This window comes from Caballeronia sp. LZ028 (assembly GCF_031451415.1).
GTDB classification, from domain to species: Bacteria; Pseudomonadota; Gammaproteobacteria; order Burkholderiales; family Burkholderiaceae; genus Caballeronia; species Caballeronia zhejiangensis.
Genome location: NZ_JARUXN010000003.1, coordinates 1,110,764 through 1,127,586 on the forward strand (window position 1 = coordinate 1,110,764; position 16,823 = coordinate 1,127,586).

A 16,823-nucleotide genomic window follows, 5' to 3' on the forward strand; every position below is an offset into this window, starting at 1 on the left:
GCGCGAACACCCGGCCTTCTCGCGCTTCATGCGACACGCGTCACGCGTCACGCGAGCGTATCGAGTTCGCTTGCGAGCGCGCGGCGTCGGATAGGCGCGAGCGCAGCGCCCATGCGTTCGCCCTGCGCCTCGCTGATGAGGCTCATCAGGATTTCGCCGAAGCGCGGTTCGTCCACGCCCGAGATGATGTACTGCCACCGATACGCATCGACCAGTCCCGCATGCACGCGCGCCTCTTCGTCGGCGGAAAGCGCGCGGTCCAGTTGCGATACGAAGTAATGCGCGTCGGCGGCGGCTTGCGCCTGCATCATCCCGTCGATGGCCGCGACTAGCTCGATCAGATCGCCGATCGCGGTATCGCGCGCGTCGTCGTCGAGCCGCGCGTCTTCGCGCATCCACTCGAGTTCGTCGATGATCGCGTGCTGCGACTCCTCCTTCCAGTGGAACAGGAAGATGTCCTTGAATAGCGGCGACAAGCTCGCGTCGCTTTCCATGCTCTGCCGGTAATGCACCTGCGTGACGATTTCGACGCAACACGTCAGCGCGAGAATCGACCACGTCGATTTGCCGAGCACGAACGCGGCAACCTCGTCGGCCTGCGCGATGAAGCGATAGCCCGGCGGCAGCGTTTGCGCGGCGAGCGCTTCCACGCGGCGAAACAATTCCTGATGCTTCAGCTCTTCGTCGGTGAACCGCACGATCGCTTCGAGCGCGGTCTGATCGCCGAGCGCATGATCGCGGCCGACCTCCAGCATCTTCGCGCCGACGAAACGCTCGATCATGCCGAACATGTTGGCGTACGTGCGGCCCTGAACCTGAGACATCAGACGGCGTTCGCGCGCGTCGAGGAACGGCAGACGATGCACTTCGGATAGTCCGTCGGGCATGAACTTGTGCGCGGGATCGAAATGACGGCCGCGCAATACGTCGCGATCGATGTCCCAGCGGATGCGGCGGGACACTTCGATGCACTTCGCATAACGTTGCTGCGGGGTGATTTTCCTGGATTGAGACTCGTGCTGAACGGCTTCCATGTGCGAACTCCGGAACGACTCTGCGTCGATGACTCTGATGAATGCGCGCCCTGCAATCCGCGCGCTGCGTCGAACAGGTCTGCGTAGGGTCGTGCGCCGCGTCACCGTTCTGCGAATCATTCTCTGCAACGGCCCGCTCTCGCACATGAGGCGCATGTCCCGGCTGCGCACCGGGACACGGCATTTGGCGGCAATGAAGGGGGACGCAGGTCCCGAAGCGCTCAGGCGGCGGGCGCGTCGAAGCCCGCGCGGCGCGCGAGCACGATGGCCTGCGCGCGGTTTTCGACTTCGAGCTTCGCGAAAATGCTGGTGATGTGATTGCGCACGGTCTTCTCGCTCAACGCGAGTCGCGCGGCGATCTGCGCGTTGTCGCGCCCGCCCGCGAGCAATTCGACGATATCGCGCTCACGCGGCGTCAGCGCGGAGAACGCCGGATCGCTCACGTTCGATGACGGCAGAAACCCCCGCACTTCCTCGCGCCAGCGTTGCCACGCAGGCTCGGATTCGAGCGTGATGTGATTTTCGCTATCGAGCGGCACGAAGCGCGCGCCGGCAATCTGCCCGGCGAGCAGGCGGCTTTCGTCGAACGGCACGCGCGCATCGCCGCTCGCGTGCAGCACGAGCGTCGGACATTGCACGCGCGGCAGCAGCGCCACCACGTCGATCTCGTTGAACACGCGCATGATGCGCGCGGCGTTGCGCGGCGTGGTCGTCAGACGTTCCAGTTCGTTGAACCAGTGATGCTGCTCCGGCGTGCCGCCGGGAATGAACTGCGTCGTGAAGAACTGGCGAAACGCCGGATTCTGCTTGCCCCAACCGAGTTCGGCGAGCTTCACGAGCATTTCGGCTTCCTCGTGCAACGCCGGATCGCACGAGCGTTTCAAACGGCCGCGCGCGTAGCCGCCATGCAGCACGAGATGCGTGACGCGCTCCGGATGCGCGACCGCATACGCGATGGCAATCGACGCGCCCTGCGAAATTCCCAGCAGCGGAAAGCGTTCGAGGCCGCTCGCATCGGCGACGGTTTCGAGATCGCGCAGCCAGGCGTCGAAGGAAATTTCGCCGACGTCGCGATCGGAGAGACCGCAGCCGCGCTGATCGTAGCGAATCAGCGTGTGACGGCCGCACAGTTCGAGCATCAGATGGTTCCAGACCGGGCTCGTGAAATCGAGCTCCAGATGACTGAGCCAGTTCGCCGCCTTGATGAGCGGCGGGCCAGAGCCGCACGTCGCGTACGCGATGCGCACGCCGTCGCTCGCCGTGCAAAGGCGGATATGCTGCCGAGGCGTGGACGGGCGCGGCATCATCGGAACGATGTGTAAGTAGGGACTACCTAAAAAATCGATGCACGCGCGGCGGCTCGCGCGATCGCTCATGCTTGCGCGTAAAGCTTTGGAAAGTCAAGGAATAGACAGTCAGGGACGGCGCGCGCCGCGCATCTGGCTCGTCAGGTCGCCGTGATGCATGATGAGCGCGCGCAGCGACGGCCACATATGCATGTAATGCACCATGAAGCTGTCGCGCGACTGAAGCTGATACGGCGTGTTGATGGTCGCGCAATCGAGCAGATGGCGCGAGTCGGCAAGGCCATGCCGTGCGAGCACCTTGATGAACACGTCCTGGTCGCCGCCGCTTGCATAGGTCGACGATTTATCCGCGATCGCGCCGATGCTCTGCTCGATTTCCGTCAGCACGTCGAGATTTTGCGGCGTGTTGCGAAAACCCATGATGCCCGAGTTGAACTGCCAGCTTACGTCCGTCGCGAGCACGCGATCCCGCTTCTCGCATAGCGGTTCGAGCCGCCGGCTCTGATCGGCGACGAGCACGTCGGCATCGATCCAGAAGACCCATTCGTGTTCCGGCAAATGGCGCAGCAACACCCAGGGCTTGATCCAGTTGCCGCTCGCGCCCGCGCCCGCTTCGGCCGGCACGTCGCGATAGAGATGCAGCGCGTAGCCGTGACGCTCGCAATAGCGGCGCACGTTGCGCTCGGCGATCGCGCCGTATTCGCGGATATTCGGCGTATGAAGCATCGCGAGCGCGATGGACGCGCTTCGGTTCGACGCTTCGTAGCGTGTTTCATCGGCTTCCGGCTGCGGCAAGGCGAGATACGGCAGGCCGCGCGCCTGACACTGGTTGATGTGCTCCGCGAACAGATCGCGCAAGTCGGCGAAGACCGGCTGATTCTTCGGCGCATCGGGCATATCGGCGAGCGCAAGAGAGAACGCGGGCCATTCCGCCCATATCGGCGACACGTTCAGCGCCGCGAGCACAACGGGATGATGGCCTTCGATCGCCTCAGTGAACGGCCGAGGTCCTAGCGCACTCAGCAACTGCGCTTCGCTCGCGAGCGCCCTGCCGAACCTGGCGCCCTCGCAGATGCGTTGAACCTGCTCGCGCGCGGCCGCCGTGTTGCGCCAAAGCTGAAACGCCGCCATGACGTCGCCGGGGTCATCGTCACGATACGAGACGATCCAATCGCGGTTTTCCCCGCGCATGAGGGTCTCGCACGGAATGTCGCGTAACAGCAGGCAATCCTGCGTGATCAGCAACACGAGATCGCCCTCGGCACACGCGCGCAGCTTGCGCAACAACACCTGATACTTCAACAGCATTCGCAGATGTGCCCAGCCGATCGCGGCCGTATCGACATACTCGTGCGGATAAGCAAGACGCGCGCAATAGCGGCGATGATTTTCGAACGACGCGCGCGCGGTGTCGTCGGCAAAAAAACTGATGACGTGAGTCGTCATGGCGATGCTCCAAAATGCCGGGTGACGGGGATTTTGGTCCCGTCATCGGCGCGCGGGCAAGCGCAAGGACACTTTGTTTCGTCGTCGATTGTGACGGCTGCGAACGTTTCGCTCAGCGCTTCGCGCGCAGCGGCAGCGTCGCGATGAACTGATCGACCGCCGCGAAAAGCGCCGCACGCCGCACGCCGTCCTGCGCCTGAATCGACAGACCCGCGAACAATGTCATGCACAGCGCGGCGAGCGCCTGAACATCGGTGCGAGCGTCGAGCTCGCCATTTTCGACGCCCTGCGCGAGCCGCGCCGCGACGATCGACGCGACCTTGCGCCGGCGCTTCTGCATCTCGGCGCGCAATTGCGCGTGCTCGCCGCCGACGGACATCGCGCCCAGAAAGATCATGCAGCCACGCGGAGTCTTCCTGCCGGTGAACAATTCGACGCTCGCGCGGAACATCGCGCGCAGGCCGTCGCGCACGGATTCGTGCGCCTGCAACTGCCTGAGCGCCGCGCCGCCTTCGGCTTCCGTGTACAACTCGACCGCCTCCCGATACAGATCCTCCTTGCTGCCGAACGCGGCATAAAGGCTCGGCGAATTGATGCCCATGGCTTCGACGAGATCGGCCATCGAACAGGTGTCGTAGCCTTTCGCCCAGAACACTTCCATCGCGTTTCGCAACGCCGCTTCGCGGTCGAATGCGCGCGGCCGGCCGCGCGCCCTGTGCTGCGTCTCGTGCATTTCCGACGACATGTCTCACTCCTTTTCGATGCCGGCGATTAGTGCGTCCATCGAAATTCTGAATTATGTGTCGATCGTAACAAAATAACTGGACGCTGTCGCGCGCCGATGCTTAAATATCTGTATCGATCGTCACATAAACATCGGAACCATCTCAGGAGTGTCGCCATGAAATCGACTTTGTCCGCGCTCGCAGCCGCTTTGCTGCTGGCAAGCCCGCTGGTGTCGTTTGCGCAAGCCACGGAAACGGCTGCATCGCCTGCGCCGTATTCGGTGTTCGTCGATCAACCCACCGGCTTCACGTTCGTGAAAATGCCGTCGGGCTGGAAGTTCGTCGGCGCGGTCTCGCAGGAAGAGGCGCAGCATGTGCCGGCGAACGTGTTGACGTCGGTGTTGCCCGCGGATTCCGCGCGCAAGATCGACACGGCGTCAGTCAGATAGGCGTTGGGCTGGAAACCGCATCGATTTCGATATCGAGCAAAGCCGAGCTCATCGACTTGCCGTGCGCGTCGAGCGCGAGCGAACGCGTGACGCCGCCGCCGAGCGCATCGCGCAAAACGAAATTGAACGCGTGCAAGAGCGGCAGTTCGTAACGCACGACATCGCCCTTCACGACATCGGCGAGATGCGCTTTCACGCGCTCGGGCGTCAGTTGCGCGCGCAGATGCGCGTAGTGCTTCGCGTCGAAGCAGATCACCGACACGTTCAACGTGTTGCCTTTGTCGCCGGTGCGGCCATGCGCGAGTTCACGCAGTTTCATCGCTTGCCTCCACGAATTCGAAAACGGGCTTCACGTGTTCGCGCGCGAGCAGCACGGACTGCACCGCGATGACTTCCCGCGTCGCCTTCGTCACGCCGCCGCCGCCCGCCGGGCCGTTGGTATAGAGCGTTTCGATCTCGTTGCCGATGCGCGCCGCCGCCTTCGCGCTCGACGTGCGTCCCGCGACGCGCACGCGCACTTCATACGGCTCTTCGGCGTTCGCTGCAAGCGCGTCGCCGTAAAGCGAATTGACGCCGATGAGGTCGAAGCGCAGTTCGCTCGTATCGATGCACATGATCGACAGCCGTTCGCGCGCGATATCGAGCGCGAGCCGCGCGCGTGCGACCGCGCCCGGACCGCCGTAGGAAATCTGACCTTCGCCGATATAGCCATCGACATAAGCGACCGATGTCTTCAGCGTATCCGTGCGCGCGTGGCCGCGTCCGCCGGTCACGCGCACGCGGTCGTGCGCTTCCTGCGCGACGCGAACTTGCGTGAAATCCGCGACGACGTCCGGCTGAAAATAACGCGCCGGATCGTGAATCTCGTAGAGCAGTTGTTCCTTGCACGTCGCTTCGGTCACGCAGCCGCCTGCGTGCGGCACCTTCGTCACGATGACAGAACCATCCGCGCTCACTTCGCCGATCGGGAAGCCGAGACGCGCGAGATCGTTCACGTCCTTGTAACCGGGATCGGCGAAATAGCCGCCCGTCACCTGACCCGCGCATTCGAGCAGATGGCCGACGACGGTCGCCTGTCCGAGCGTCGTCCAGTCGTCCATCTTCCAGCCGAATTCGTGGATGAGCGGCGCGGTGAATAGCGACGGATCCGCAACGCGGCCGGTCAGCACGATGTCCGCGCCCGCCGCGAGCGCAGCGACGATCGGCGCCGCGCCGAGATACGCATTCGCCGACACGATGCGGTCCGCGTACGCGCTCACATCGTCGCCGGATTCCTCGAAGCGCAGACGCGAACGCAAAACGACATCGAGCACGTCGTCGCCGGTGACGGCTGCGATTTTCAATCCGTCAAGGCCGAGCTCGCGCGCGATCCTCGCGGTCTTCTTCGCCGCCGCACGCGGATTCGCGGCGCCCATGTTCGAGATGATCCGCACGCCATTTTTCGCCGCGACGGGCAGCACGGCGCGCATGCGCGTTTCGAGCAACGGGTCGTAACCGAGTTCGGGATCGTTGCGGCGCGACTGCTGCGCGATCGCGATCGTGCGTTCGGCAAGGCATTCGAACACGAGATAGTCGAGCGCGCCGTGCTCCGCGAGTTCGACGGCAGGCTCGATGCGATCGCCCGAATAACCCGCGCCCGCGCCGATTCTGATGATGTCTTTCATGGTGCTTTTCCTTTACAGCGGGAACACGCCCAGCACGACGCACGCGATCGTCATGACGACCGACGCGCCGAACAGCAGCGGGAACGTGAACTTCTGATGATCCGCGAGATCGATGCCGCACAAGCCGACGACGAGAAACGTCGCGGGCGTGAGCGGGCTCACGGGAAAGCCGGTCGTCATCTGCCCGAGGAGCGCCGCCTGGCCGACATGCACCGCCGGCACGCCGAGTTGCGACGCCACTTCGGCGATCACCGGCAACACGCCGAAATAGAACGAATCGGGATCGAAGAGCATCGAGAGCGGCATCGACAGCAGGCCGAGCACGACCGGAATGTGGCCGGCAAAAGCGGGCGGCACGAAACCGACCGCCGCCTGCGCCATCGCCTTCAACATGCCGCTGCCCTGCATGATGCCGGTGAACACGCCCGCCGCGAGCAGAATGCCGGCCATCATCAACGCGGCGCGAGCGTGCGCGTCGATGCGCTTTCGCTGCATGTCGACGTTCGGATAATTCACCATCAGCGCAATGCACAGCCCGACCATGAACATGATGGCGGGCGGAATCTTTTCGCCCATCGCGACCATCGTGCCGAGCACGACGACCGTCAGCACGATGTTGAACCAGAAATTCTTCGGGCGGCGCAGCGACTGTTCTTCGGGCGTCAGTTCGCGCTTCGGAAGCGGAATCGCGCCGTTCGCGCTCGAATAGCCGAGACGCTTTTCCTCGCGGCGGCCGAGCCACCACGCCATGCCGAACACGAACACGAGCCCGACGGCCTGCACCGGAATCAGCGGATTGAACAGCGATGAAATCGGCAGATGCAGCGACGCCGATGCGCGGATCATCGGCCCGGTCCACGGCAGAAAGTTGATGCCCGCCGCCATCGAAACGGCCGCGGCGAGCACGCGCTTGTCCATGTTCAGGCGATCGTAGAGCGGCAGCATCGCGGGAATCGTGACGAGAAAGCAGACGGCGCCCGAGCCGTCCAGATGAATCAGCAGCGCGAGCAGCGTCGTGCCCATCACGATGCGCGTCGGTTTCGTGCCGACCGCGCGCAGGATGCGATCGATGATCGGATCGAGCGTTCCCGCGTCCGTGATCGTGCCGAAGTAAAGGATCGCGAACACGAACATACCGACGACCGGCGCGAGGCTCTTCAATCCGTCGATGACGAACTTGCTGGTCGAAAGCCCGAAGCCGCCGATCAGCGACGCCACGATCGGCACGATGATGAGCGCGACGAGCGGCGACATCCGTTTGGAAAGGATCGCCCCGAGCAGGACGACGATGGTGGCGAGGCCGAGCATCGGCAGCATGAACGTGTCTCCGAATATTGTCTTTTGGTGCGGTCCAGAGTAAGTTCGGAGCGGCGATTACACAATTGAAATGATTTGATCGCAGCTATCACGGACCATAATGGATCTGAATCTTCGCGATATCCGCGCGCTCGTCGCCGTGGCCGAGGCGGGCAGTTTCACGCGCGCCGCCGAACGCCTGCATTTGTCGCAACCCGCGCTGACCGTGCAGATACGCCGCCTGGAGGAAGCCGTCGGCGCGCGGCTTTTCGACCGCAACAGCCGCAACGTCGCGCTGACGCCGACCGGACGCGAACTGCTGCCGCTCCTGCGCAAGTCGTTGCGCGACATGGAGAACGTGCTGCGCGATGCCCGCGCGATGGGCATCGGCGAAAGCGGCACGATCCGCATCGCGTGCCTGCCGACGTTCGCGGCGAGCGTGTTGCCTGAGTTGATCATCGGCATCAAGCGCGAGGTGCCGCGCGTCGCATTTCAGATTCGCGACGTCGTGGCGAGCACCGTGAATGCGCTCGTGCGCAGCGAGGAAGCCGATATCGGGCTGACCGGGGGCGATGTGGCCGATCCGTTGCTTGAAGTGCTGCATGCGGGCGTGGACCGGCTCGTCGCGGTGTGTCCGAAGGCGCATGCGCTCGCGAAGAAACGCCGCATCTCGCTCGACGAGCTCGCGCATTCGCCGCTCGTGCTCACCGCGCCAGGCACGAGCGTGCGCGCGGTCGTCGACGCCGCGCTCAGCGAGACGCGCGAAACGCTCGAGATAGCGTGCGAGCCGACTTACATGATGACCGCCGTCGCGATGGTGCGCGGCGGCCTCGGCGTGACGATCCTGCCGGAAACCGCGCGCGAGGTGCGCGCGGAACCGGGGCTCGTCGCGAAACCGATTGACCATCCGGCGTTCGTGCGGCCGATCGCCATCGTGAAGAAGCGCGGCAGGACGCTGCCGGCAGTGACGGAACGCTTCGTCGAAAGCATGCGCGAGGCGATGACATCGCCCCGCTGATACACAGGCTTACTTTTCCATCGTCGCCATGTCGATCACGAAGCGATACTTCACGTCGCTCTTCAACATGCGCTCGTAAGCCTTGTTGACTTCGTCCATGCGAATCATCTCGATGTCGGACGTGATGCCGTGCTTGCCGCAGAAATCGAGCATTTCCTGCGTTTCCGCGATGCCGCCGATCAGCGAGCCCGCGAGCGAGCGGCGCTTGAAGATCATGTTCATCACCGAAGGCGACGGATGCGGATGCTCCGGCGCGCCGACGAGCGTCATGGTGCCGTCACGCTTGAGCAGCGACATGAACTGATCGAGATCGTGCGACGCGGCGACCGTGTTCAAGATGAAATCGAAGCTGTTCGCGTGCGCGGCCATCTGATCCGGATCCTTCGACACGACGACTTCATGCGCGCCCAGACGCTTCGCATCCTCGATCTTGCCCGGCGACGTGGTGAAGAGCACGACATGCGCGCCCATTGCGGCGGCGATCTTCACGCCCATGTGACCGAGACCGCCGAGACCGACGATGCCCACCTTGTGCCCCTTCTGCACGTTCCAGTGGCGCAGCGGCGAGTACGTGGTGATGCCCGCGCACAGCAACGGTGCAACGGCCGCGAGTTCGAGGTTCTCGGGGATGCTCAGCACGAACGCCTCGTCGACGACGATGTTCGTCGAATAGCCGCCGAAGGTCACGCCGCCCGACTTCTTATCCGGCGAGTTGTAGGTTTGCGTAAAGCTTTCCGGGCTCTCGCAATATTGTTCGAGTCCTTCCTTGCACGCATTGCAGACGCGGCATGAATCGACCATGCAGCCGACGCCCGCCAGTTGCCCGACCTTGAACTTCGACACGTCGGAACCGACTGCCGCGACGCGACCGACGATCTCATGGCCCGGCACGACCGGATAGTTCGTGCCGCCCCATTCGTTGCGCGCCATATGCAGGTCGGAATGACAGACGCCGCAGAACAGAATGTCGATGCGGACATCGTTCGGGCCGACATCGCGGCGTTGAATTTCGAGCGGACCGAGCGGCTTGTCGGCTGCGGATGCTGCATAGGAATACGCTTTCAGCATGGTTTGCTTCCCTCTTTGATTTGCATCTGTGAACAGGACCGGCGCTTGCTCCTGCCGGAGAAGCGCGGCTATTGAATCAGACGTGCTGGATGGTCTTTGTGTGCGGCAGCGAACGTTCGCCATCATGCTCCGCCACGCGTTGCGAGCGACTTGCCGATCGCGCCGGTAGTTAGGCGGAGACGCGCAACGTCAGTACTGTATGCCTATCGGGGATTATCTGCCGAAACGACCGCGCGCCAGGCGCGCCGCCGGAGAATTTGACAATCGGCGCCGTGAGGATCGACCTCGCGGCGGAAGCATTTCGAGAGACCAGAACGATGAAAGCGAAAGCCATTACGGCCAGCATCGGCATGCCGGGCGGCGCGGTCAGCGCCGAGTTTCATATCGATACGGGGCGGCTCAGGATCTTCGAGCGCGGCATGCTGCGCGTCGAATTGTTTCCGCCGCAATCGTGGTTCACGGTGGCGTCGGTGGCGGGAAACAGCCGCTGGGGCACGCGGCCGCTGGAAGCGGATATGCGTCTCGTCGTCGAGAGCTTTATCCTGCAGCGCTTCGGCATGAAGGCGTATCGGGGCGAGACTTCCAGCGCGCAACGCGTATTCGATTCGCGATCCGAATCTTTAGCGGATCATCTCTGACTGCGCGCGGGCGGCTGATAGCCCGGAACCTGATGCAGCGCGCAATCGCACGCTGCGGAGAGCGCCGCCAGCCGCTCGATGTTCTCGCGCAAGTCGGCCTGCGTGCGCGCAATCGTTTCACGCAGCGCTTCGACCCGCGGCATGATCTGTTCCGCGATCACGCTGCTTTCTTCTTTCTTCCCGAGCCACGCTTCGGCGTCTTCGCGCGCTTCGCGCAGTTCCATCACCGAGACTTCGGTCTGTGCCTGAAGACGCGCATAGGTTTGCGCGAGTTCGCCGAGCCCCATCGATTCCATGCGTTCGACGAAATCGCGCGTCGAATGCATTGCGAGTTCACCGGCGTCGTAAGCCACGAACTGGGCATCGTCGATTGAAAGCGAGATGCGGCCTTCGGGCGTGGCGAATTCGAGCTTGATCGGCATGATGCGTGGATGTCCGTAATCGAAGAAGTGACCGGATTCTAGAAAGCCGCGCATCAAGCGACATTCGGAACAAGATGAAAGCCATATCGCGCGCGTGAAAAGGAGCATTAACGTCATTGCGATTCGTTCGAGCGCGCGAAACTATGCACGGCGATTAATTCGAATTCCGCCACATTTGGCGCGATGGAAATTTATCGACAGTTGCAAAACCCGCCCTCGACGCCGTGCGATTTTCAACTTGAAAAGATGCATTTCTTAAACCAACAATGGATCCATCTTTCGCGCTGGCCACCCCACTTCGCCAACCGAGATCTGACGCGCCCCATGGATGAGAAAGACGAAATACGCAAATCCGAAGAGTTGCGCAGCTTTCTGTTTCTGACCGTCGTCATGGTTCCCGTGCTCACGGTCATGATCATCGCCACTTACGGATTCGCGGTCTGGTTCTATCAGATGCTGATCGGCGGACCGCCACATCATTAACGAGCGTCGCGACTATTTGAATTAAATGGAGCTCAAACTCGTCGATATCAACGATCGTTACGCCGACAAGACCGACGAGTCTTGCGAGTTTCACATAGCCGGCGTCGTTGTATTCGGCCGTATAGAAGCGCTGCAACGAATTACGCGCGCGCTCGCGGCTTTGCCTGGCGCGCAAGTTCACGGATCGAGCGCCGACGGCAAGATCGTTCTCACGCTCGAAAGCGATCGCTCCGCTTGCGTCGCCGAACAATTGCAGGCGGTGCAATCCATTCCCGATGTCATCAGCACCGCGCTCGTCTATCAGCATCACGAAGCCGCCGATCCGCTCACCGAGGACATCGACGATGAAACTGACTCGTCGCGCGTTCATTAAGCAGACGGCCGCCACCACGGCGGCCGCATCCGCGGGCATCACGCTGCCCGACATGCACGCCGTCGCGCAGAGCGACGACATCGCCTGGTCGAAAGCGCCCTGCCGCTTCTGCGGAACGGGATGCGGCGTGCTCGTCGGCGTGAAGGGCAATCAGGTCGTCGCGACACAGGCCGACCCGCAGGCGGAAGTCAACCGCGGACTCAACTGCGTGAAGGGCTACTTCCTCTCGAAGATCATGTACGGCCAGGACCGTCTGACGACGCCGCTCATGCGGATGAAAGACGGCAAATACGACAAGAACGGCGAATTCCTGCCCGTGTCGTGGGATGTCGCGTTCAACGTGATGGCCGAGCAGTTCAAGCGCGTGCTGAAGGAGAAAGGGCCGACGGCCGTCGGCATGTTCGGTTCGGGGCAATGGACCGTCTGGGAAGGCTACGCAGGCGTCAAGCTGATGAAGGCGGGATTTCGCAGCAACAATATCGATCCGAACGCGCGGCATTGCATGGCATCGGCCGTGACGGGCTTCATGCGGACCTTCGGCATGGACGAGCCGATGGGCTGCTACGACGACATCGAAGCCACCGACGCCTTCGTGCTGTGGGGCTCCAATATGGCCGAGATGCATCCGGTGCTGTGGTCGCGCGTGACGGCGCGGCGGCTTTCGAATCAGGACGTGCGCGTCGTCACGCTGTCGACGTTCGAGCATCGTTCGTTCGATCTCGCCGATCAAACCATCGTCTTCACGCCGCAATCCGATCTCGCGATCATGAATTACATCGCGAACTACATCATCAAGAACGGCAAGGTGAACCGCGATTTCGTCGACAAGCACACGAACTTCAAGAAGGGCAACGCGGACATCGGTTACGGGCTGCGGCCCGACCATCCGCTGCAAAAGGCGGCGAAGAACGCGGGCGATCCGAACGGCTCGCAGCCGATCACCTTCGACGAATTCGCGCAGTTCGTCTCGCGCTACGACGCTGCCTACGTGACGAAAATTTCCGGCGTGCCGAAGAACAAGCTCGACCAGCTCGCGCAGTTGTACGCGGACCCGAAGACGAAAGTCGTGTCCTTCTGGACGATGGGCTTCAATCAGCACACGCGCGGAACCTGGGCCAACAACATGGTCTACAACCTGCATCTGCTGACGGGAAAGATATCGACGCCGGGCAACAGCCCGTTCTCGCTGACGGGCCAGCCGTCCGCGTGCGGCACGGCGCGCGAAGTCGGCACGTTTTCGCATCGGCTGCCCGCCGATATGGTCGTGACCAACCCGAAGCATCGCGAGGAAGCGGAGCATATCTGGAAGCTGCCCGCGGGCACCATCCCCGACAAGCCGGGCTTTCATGCCGTGCTGCAAAACCGCATGCTCAAGGACGGCAAGATCAACGCTTATTGGGTGATGGTCAACAACAACATGCAGGCTGCCGCGAATATCAACAACGAAGCGCTGCCGGGGTATCGCAAGGATTCGAATTTCGTCGTCGTGTCGGATGTGTATCCGACGGTCACGGCCGTCGCCGCCGATCTGATCCTGCCATCCGCGATGTGGGTCGAGAAGGAAGGCGCCTACGGCAACGCGGAACGGCGCACGCAGTTCTGGCATCAGCTCGTACAGGCGCCAGGCGGCGCGCATTCGGATCTCTGGCAGATCGTGGAATTCTCCAAGCGCTTCAAGGTCGAGGAAGTCTGGCCCGCCGAACTGCTCGCGAAAAAGCCCGAATACAAGGGCAAGACGCTCTACGACATCCTGTATCGCAACGGCCAGGTCGACAAGTTTCCCGCTTCGCAAGTCGATCCGAAATATCGCAACAACGAGGCTGCGGCGTTCGGCTTCTATATCCAGAAAGGTTTGTTCGAGGAATACGCGAGCTTCGGACGCGGCCACGGCCACGATCTCGCGCCGTTCGACATGTATCACCAGGCGCGCGGCATCCGCTGGCCGGTCGTCGATGGCAAGGAAACACGCTGGCGTTACAAGGAAGGCTCCGATCCGTATGTGAAGGCCGGCGCCGACTGGCAGTTCTACGGCAATCCGGACGGCCGCGCGGTGATCTACGCGCTGCCTTACGAGCCGCCCGCCGAATCGCCGGACAAGGACTATCCGTTCTGGCTCGCGACGGGCCGCGTGTTGGAGCACTGGCATTCGGGATCGATGACGCGCCGCGTGCCCGAGCTGTATCGCGCGTTTCCGAACGCGGTGTGCTTCATGCATCCCGACGACGCGAAAGCGCTTGGCCTGCGACGCGGCGTCGAGGTGCGCGTGATATCGCGGCGCGGCGAGATGCGTACGCGCGTCGAGACGCGCGGCCGCGACAAGCCGCCGCGCGGGCTCGTCTTCGTGCCGTGGTTCGATTCAAGCCAGCTCATCAACAAGGTGACGCTCGACGCCACCGATCCGATCTCGTTTCAGACCGACTACAAGAAGTGCGCGGTCAAGATCGTGCGGGTCTAGGGTCCGGGAGCCGACGCCATGCGTACGTTGACAGCCATCGTCATTGCATCGCTTCTTGCGCTGGCCGTGCTCGCGATCGCGCAGCCCACGGTGCCCAGTCTGCCGTTCCACGATTCGCTGCGCGGCACGGCGCCGCTCGATGAGGAACCGAAAGCCCCGCTCATCGCGCCGACCGAAAACAAGGACGTGATACGCGGACTCAACTACGCACAGCAGCCGCCGACGATCCCGCACAAGATCGACAACTATCAGCTCGACAAGAACGCCAACCGCTGTCTCGGGTGTCACGCGCGCAGCCGCGCCGAGGAAAGCGGCGCGGTGCCGGTGGCGGTGTCGCATTACATGGATCGCGAGGGCGGCGTGTCCGGGCATTTGTCGCCGCGACGCTACTTCTGCACGCAATGCCACGTCCCGCAGGCCGATACGAAACCGCTCGTCGGCAATACGTTCGTCGCCGTCGAAGACGTCAGGCAGCAGCCGGACAAAACCAAGAAGCGATAGACCATAAACAAGCGACCATCATGTGGGCACTGATCAAGCGCTACTGGATCACCATTCGCCGGCCGAGCCTCTATTACAGCCTCGGCTTTCTGACGCTGGGCGGCTTCGTCGCCGGCGTGGTGTTCTGGGGCGCCTTCAACACGGCGATGGAGCTGACCAACACCGAAGTCTTCTGCACCGGCTGTCACGAAATGCGCGACAACACCTACGCCGAACTGAAGAACACGATCCACTTCAGCAACCGCACGGGCGTGCACGCGAAGTGCTCGGACTGCCATGTTCCCCACAACTGGACCGACAAGATCGCCCGAAAGATGCAGGCGTCGAAGGAAGTGTGGGCGAAGATTTTCGGCGCGGTGAACACGCGCGAAAAGTTCCTCGACAAGCGGCTCGAACTGGCCGAGCACGAATGGGCGCGCTTCAAGGCGAACGACTCGCTCGAATGCCGCAATTGCCACTCGTTCCAGTACATGGACTTCACGCGGCAAAGCCCGCGCGCGCAGCAGGCGCATCAGCGCTTTCTGGAGACTGGCGAGAAGACGTGCATCGATTGCCACAAGGGCATCGCGCATGAACTGCCGAACATGGCGAAGGCGCAGGAAATCGACGACAGAAAGAAGCAGTAAACAACGCCAAGAGAGGAAACATTCATGCTCAGCGCCCGGCAACTCGACGTGATGCGCGGCAGCCGCACGATCGTCGCCGGCGTGAATCTGTGCGTCGATGGCGGCGCGGCGTTGCTCATCCACGGCGCGAACGGCAGCGGCAAGAGCTCGTTGATCGCCGCGCTCGCGGGTCTGTTGCCGCCCGCCGCGGGGAAGGTGTCGTGGCGCGGCGTGAACGTGCGCGACGATCCGGCGCGCTTCAGACGCGACCTCGCGTATCTCGGCCACGCCGACGGCTTCAACGGCGAACTGACGGTCGCGGAAAACCTGCGCTTCGCGGCGTTGCTCGGCGCGAACGCCTTGCACGCGAACGAGCGCGACGTGCTCGAGCGCGCCGGTTTGCAGCCGCTGATGCACGCGCGCCTGAACCGGCTGTCGGAAGGTCAGCGGCGGCGCGTGGCGCTCGCGCGGCTCGTGCTCGCGGCCAAGCCGCTGTGGCTGCTCGACGAACCCACCGAAGCCGTCGATGACGCGGGCGCGCTCTGGTTCGCCGCATGCATCGACGATCATCTGCGCGAAGGCGGCGCGCTCGTCGCGACGACGCATCGCCCGCTTGCCGTCGATGCCGCGCGCGCACGTCATCTGCATCTCGAACGGAGCGCGGCATGATCGCGCTGACGCTTCGGGTGATCCGGCGCGAGCTGCTCTTGAACTGGCGCTCGCGCACCGTGACGCTTTCCGTGCTGCTCTTCTTCGTGCTGGCGTCGAGTCTGTTTCCGCTCGGCGTCGGTCCCGATCCGAAGCTGCTGCACGCAATCGCGCCGGGCGTGCTGTGGGTCACGGCGCTGTTCGCGGCGCTGCTTTCGGCTGGCCAGCTCTTCAGCAACGATTTCGCGAGCGGCGCGCTCGAACAGATGCTGCTTTCGCCGCAGCCGCTCGCGGGCATCGTGCTCGGCAAGATCGCCGCGCACTGGATCACGACCGGTCTCGCGCTCGTCGTGCTCGCGCCCGTCGTCGCGCTCGAATACGGGCTCGATGCGCGCACGATCCTCATGCTGATGGCGTCGCTCCTCATCGGCACGCCGCTGCTTTCGCTGATCGGTTCGATGGGCGCGGCGCTCACGCTCGGCGTGCGCGGCGGCAGCGTCGTGCTCGCATTGCTGATTCTTCCGCTCTACGTGCCGGTGCTCGTATTCGGCGTCGGCGCGGCCGATCCCGCCGCGAGCGCCGCATGGGCGAACGCGAATTTCTCGCTGCTCGCGGCGGCGTTGTGCATCGCGCTATGGCTGTGTCCGTTCGCGAGCGCGGCGGCCCTGCGCATATCGATGGAATAGCGCCT

Annotated in this window: 19 protein-coding genes; 10 read left to right on the plus strand and 9 right to left on the minus strand. The window is 63.1% G+C overall.

What is annotated here, in order from left to right:
* Positions 1-47: 47 nt before the first annotated feature.
* The 4 genes from QCE58_RS22290 to QCE58_RS22305 form a co-directional block, all read right to left on the minus strand.
* Entirely contained in the window at positions 48-1,034 is a 987-nt protein-coding gene (locus tag QCE58_RS22290; RefSeq protein WP_250522075.1) for a hypothetical protein, read from the minus strand.
* 221 nt (positions 1,035-1,255) lie between these two features.
* Positions 1,256-2,341 (minus strand): alpha/beta fold hydrolase, encoded by a 1,086-nt coding sequence (locus QCE58_RS22295; RefSeq protein ID WP_033536494.1) that lies wholly within the window; start codon positions 2,339-2,341, stop codon positions 1,256-1,258.
* A gap of 108 nt (positions 2,342-2,449) precedes the next feature.
* Positions 2,450-3,787: a hypothetical protein gene (locus QCE58_RS22300; RefSeq protein WP_250522076.1), complete on the minus strand. Its 1,338-nt coding sequence runs from the start codon at positions 3,785-3,787 to the stop codon at positions 2,450-2,452.
* Positions 3,788-3,899: 112 nt separating this feature from the next.
* Entirely contained in the window at positions 3,900-4,532 is a 633-nt protein-coding gene (locus QCE58_RS22305; RefSeq protein WP_008349029.1) for a TetR/AcrR family transcriptional regulator, read from the minus strand.
* Positions 4,533-4,688: 156 nt separating this feature from the next.
* Here QCE58_RS22305 and QCE58_RS22310 point away from each other — a divergent pair, with 156 nt between their 5' ends.
* A complete protein-coding gene (locus QCE58_RS22310; protein ID WP_175982636.1) occupies positions 4,689-4,961 on the plus strand; it encodes a hypothetical protein in 273 nt (90 codons plus the stop codon).
* On the opposite strand, the gene QCE58_RS22315 is transcribed toward QCE58_RS22310, so the two are convergent.
* The 3 genes from QCE58_RS22315 to QCE58_RS22325 are packed head-to-tail and all read right to left on the minus strand — an operon-like array spanning position 4,954 to position 7,942.
* Positions 4,954-5,280, minus strand: a complete 327-nt coding sequence (locus QCE58_RS22315) for a hypothetical protein (protein ID WP_008349032.1) — start codon at positions 5,278-5,280, stop codon at positions 4,954-4,956. The genes QCE58_RS22310 and QCE58_RS22315 overlap by 8 nt on opposite strands.
* Positions 5,267-6,625 (minus strand): acyclic terpene utilization AtuA family protein, encoded by a 1,359-nt coding sequence (locus QCE58_RS22320; protein WP_250522077.1) that lies wholly within the window; start codon positions 6,623-6,625, stop codon positions 5,267-5,269. The genes QCE58_RS22315 and QCE58_RS22320 overlap by 14 nt, the downstream gene beginning before the upstream one ends.
* A gap of 12 nt (positions 6,626-6,637) precedes the next feature.
* Positions 6,638-7,942 carry a CitMHS family transporter gene (locus tag QCE58_RS22325; RefSeq protein ID WP_250529875.1) on the minus strand — a complete coding sequence of 435 codons (1,305 nt, stop codon included), beginning with the start codon at positions 7,940-7,942 and terminating at the stop codon, positions 6,638-6,640.
* 100 nt (positions 7,943-8,042) lie between these two features.
* Between QCE58_RS22325 and QCE58_RS22330 the strand changes: the two genes are divergently transcribed.
* On the plus strand, positions 8,043-8,939 hold the full coding sequence (locus tag QCE58_RS22330) for a LysR family transcriptional regulator (protein ID WP_250522079.1): 897 nt from the start codon (positions 8,043-8,045) through the stop codon (positions 8,937-8,939).
* A 9-nt stretch (positions 8,940-8,948) separates the two neighbouring features.
* Here the strand turns inward: QCE58_RS22330 and QCE58_RS22335 are convergent, their stop codons facing one another.
* Positions 8,949-10,007 (minus strand): NAD(P)-dependent alcohol dehydrogenase, encoded by a 1,059-nt coding sequence (locus QCE58_RS22335; protein ID WP_008349042.1) that lies wholly within the window; start codon positions 10,005-10,007, stop codon positions 8,949-8,951.
* Positions 10,008-10,324: 317 nt separating this feature from the next.
* On the opposite strand from QCE58_RS22335, the gene QCE58_RS22340 reads away from it, so the two are divergent.
* Positions 10,325-10,645: a hypothetical protein gene (locus QCE58_RS22340; protein ID WP_008349044.1), complete on the plus strand. Its 321-nt coding sequence runs from the start codon at positions 10,325-10,327 to the stop codon at positions 10,643-10,645.
* Here QCE58_RS22340 and QCE58_RS22345 read toward each other — a convergent pair.
* Positions 10,636-11,121 carry a hypothetical protein gene (locus tag QCE58_RS22345; protein WP_250522080.1) on the minus strand — a complete coding sequence of 162 codons (486 nt, stop codon included), beginning with the start codon at positions 11,119-11,121 and terminating at the stop codon, positions 10,636-10,638. The two genes, QCE58_RS22340 and QCE58_RS22345, sit on opposite strands and share 10 nt — an antisense overlap.
* Before the next feature lie 270 nt (positions 11,122-11,391).
* Here QCE58_RS22345 and napE point away from each other — a divergent pair, with 270 nt between their 5' ends.
* The 7 genes from napE to ccmB are packed head-to-tail and all read left to right on the plus strand — an operon-like array spanning position 11,392 to position 16,818.
* Positions 11,392-11,550, plus strand: coding sequence for a periplasmic nitrate reductase, NapE protein (gene napE / locus QCE58_RS22350; RefSeq protein WP_008349047.1), 159 nt, complete (start codon positions 11,392-11,394; stop codon positions 11,548-11,550).
* A gap of 25 nt (positions 11,551-11,575) precedes the next feature.
* Positions 11,576-11,923, plus strand: a complete 348-nt coding sequence (locus tag QCE58_RS22355) for a chaperone NapD (protein ID WP_250441245.1) — start codon at positions 11,576-11,578, stop codon at positions 11,921-11,923.
* A complete protein-coding gene (gene napA / locus QCE58_RS22360) occupies positions 11,895-14,378 on the plus strand; it encodes a periplasmic nitrate reductase subunit alpha (RefSeq protein ID WP_008349051.1) in 2,484 nt (827 codons plus the stop codon). Before QCE58_RS22355 ends, napA begins: the two co-directional genes overlap by 29 nt.
* 18 nt (positions 14,379-14,396) lie before the next feature.
* On the plus strand, positions 14,397-14,879 hold the full coding sequence (locus QCE58_RS22365; protein ID WP_008349053.1) for a nitrate reductase cytochrome c-type subunit: 483 nt from the start codon (positions 14,397-14,399) through the stop codon (positions 14,877-14,879).
* A gap of 20 nt (positions 14,880-14,899) precedes the next feature.
* Positions 14,900-15,505, plus strand: coding sequence for a NapC/NirT family cytochrome c (locus tag QCE58_RS22370; protein ID WP_008349056.1), 606 nt, complete (start codon positions 14,900-14,902; stop codon positions 15,503-15,505).
* 24 nt (positions 15,506-15,529) lie between these two features.
* Entirely contained in the window at positions 15,530-16,153 is a 624-nt protein-coding gene (gene ccmA / locus QCE58_RS22375) for a cytochrome c biogenesis heme-transporting ATPase CcmA (RefSeq protein ID WP_008349058.1), read from the plus strand.
* Positions 16,150-16,818: a heme exporter protein CcmB gene (gene ccmB, locus QCE58_RS22380; protein ID WP_008349060.1), complete on the plus strand. Its 669-nt coding sequence runs from the start codon at positions 16,150-16,152 to the stop codon at positions 16,816-16,818. Before ccmA ends, ccmB begins: the two co-directional genes overlap by 4 nt.
* Positions 16,819-16,823: the final 5 nt, after the last annotated feature.

What these genes read in the sequence shown, in the direction of transcription:
- QCE58_RS22290 (WP_250522075.1), bottom strand. Translation starts at nt 1,034, where the DNA reads ATGGAAGCCGTTCAGCACGAGTCTCAATCCAGGAAAATCACCCCGCAG.
- QCE58_RS22295 (WP_033536494.1), bottom strand. Translation starts at nt 2,341, where the DNA reads ATGATGCCGCGCCCGTCCACGCCTCGGCAGCATATCCGCCTTTGCACG.
- QCE58_RS22300 (WP_250522076.1), bottom strand. Translation starts at nt 3,787, where the DNA reads ATGACGACTCACGTCATCAGTTTTTTTGCCGACGACACCGCGCGCGCG.
- QCE58_RS22305 (WP_008349029.1), bottom strand. Translation starts at nt 4,532, where the DNA reads ATGTCGTCGGAAATGCACGAGACGCAGCACAGGGCGCGCGGCCGGCCG.
- QCE58_RS22310 (WP_175982636.1), top strand. Translation starts at nt 4,689, where the DNA reads ATGAAATCGACTTTGTCCGCGCTCGCAGCCGCTTTGCTGCTGGCAAGC.
- QCE58_RS22315 (WP_008349032.1), bottom strand. Translation starts at nt 5,280, where the DNA reads ATGAAACTGCGTGAACTCGCGCATGGCCGCACCGGCGACAAAGGCAAC.
- QCE58_RS22320 (WP_250522077.1), bottom strand. Translation starts at nt 6,625, where the DNA reads ATGAAAGACATCATCAGAATCGGCGCGGGCGCGGGTTATTCGGGCGAT.
- QCE58_RS22325 (WP_250529875.1), bottom strand. Translation starts at nt 7,942, where the DNA reads ATGCTGCCGATGCTCGGCCTCGCCACCATCGTCGTCCTGCTCGGGGCG.
- QCE58_RS22330 (WP_250522079.1), top strand. Translation starts at nt 8,043, where the DNA reads ATGGATCTGAATCTTCGCGATATCCGCGCGCTCGTCGCCGTGGCCGAG.
- QCE58_RS22335 (WP_008349042.1), bottom strand. Translation starts at nt 10,007, where the DNA reads ATGCTGAAAGCGTATTCCTATGCAGCATCCGCAGCCGACAAGCCGCTC.
- QCE58_RS22340 (WP_008349044.1), top strand. Translation starts at nt 10,325, where the DNA reads ATGAAAGCGAAAGCCATTACGGCCAGCATCGGCATGCCGGGCGGCGCG.
- QCE58_RS22345 (WP_250522080.1), bottom strand. Translation starts at nt 11,121, where the DNA reads ATGCGCGGCTTTCTAGAATCCGGTCACTTCTTCGATTACGGACATCCA.
- napE (WP_008349047.1), top strand. Translation starts at nt 11,392, where the DNA reads ATGGATGAGAAAGACGAAATACGCAAATCCGAAGAGTTGCGCAGCTTT.
- QCE58_RS22355 (WP_250441245.1), top strand. Translation starts at nt 11,576, where the DNA reads ATGGAGCTCAAACTCGTCGATATCAACGATCGTTACGCCGACAAGACC.
- napA (WP_008349051.1), top strand. Translation starts at nt 11,895, where the DNA reads ATGAAACTGACTCGTCGCGCGTTCATTAAGCAGACGGCCGCCACCACG.
- QCE58_RS22365 (WP_008349053.1), top strand. Translation starts at nt 14,397, where the DNA reads ATGCGTACGTTGACAGCCATCGTCATTGCATCGCTTCTTGCGCTGGCC.
- QCE58_RS22370 (WP_008349056.1), top strand. Translation starts at nt 14,900, where the DNA reads ATGTGGGCACTGATCAAGCGCTACTGGATCACCATTCGCCGGCCGAGC.
- ccmA (WP_008349058.1), top strand. Translation starts at nt 15,530, where the DNA reads ATGCTCAGCGCCCGGCAACTCGACGTGATGCGCGGCAGCCGCACGATC.
- ccmB (WP_008349060.1), top strand. Translation starts at nt 16,150, where the DNA reads ATGATCGCGCTGACGCTTCGGGTGATCCGGCGCGAGCTGCTCTTGAAC.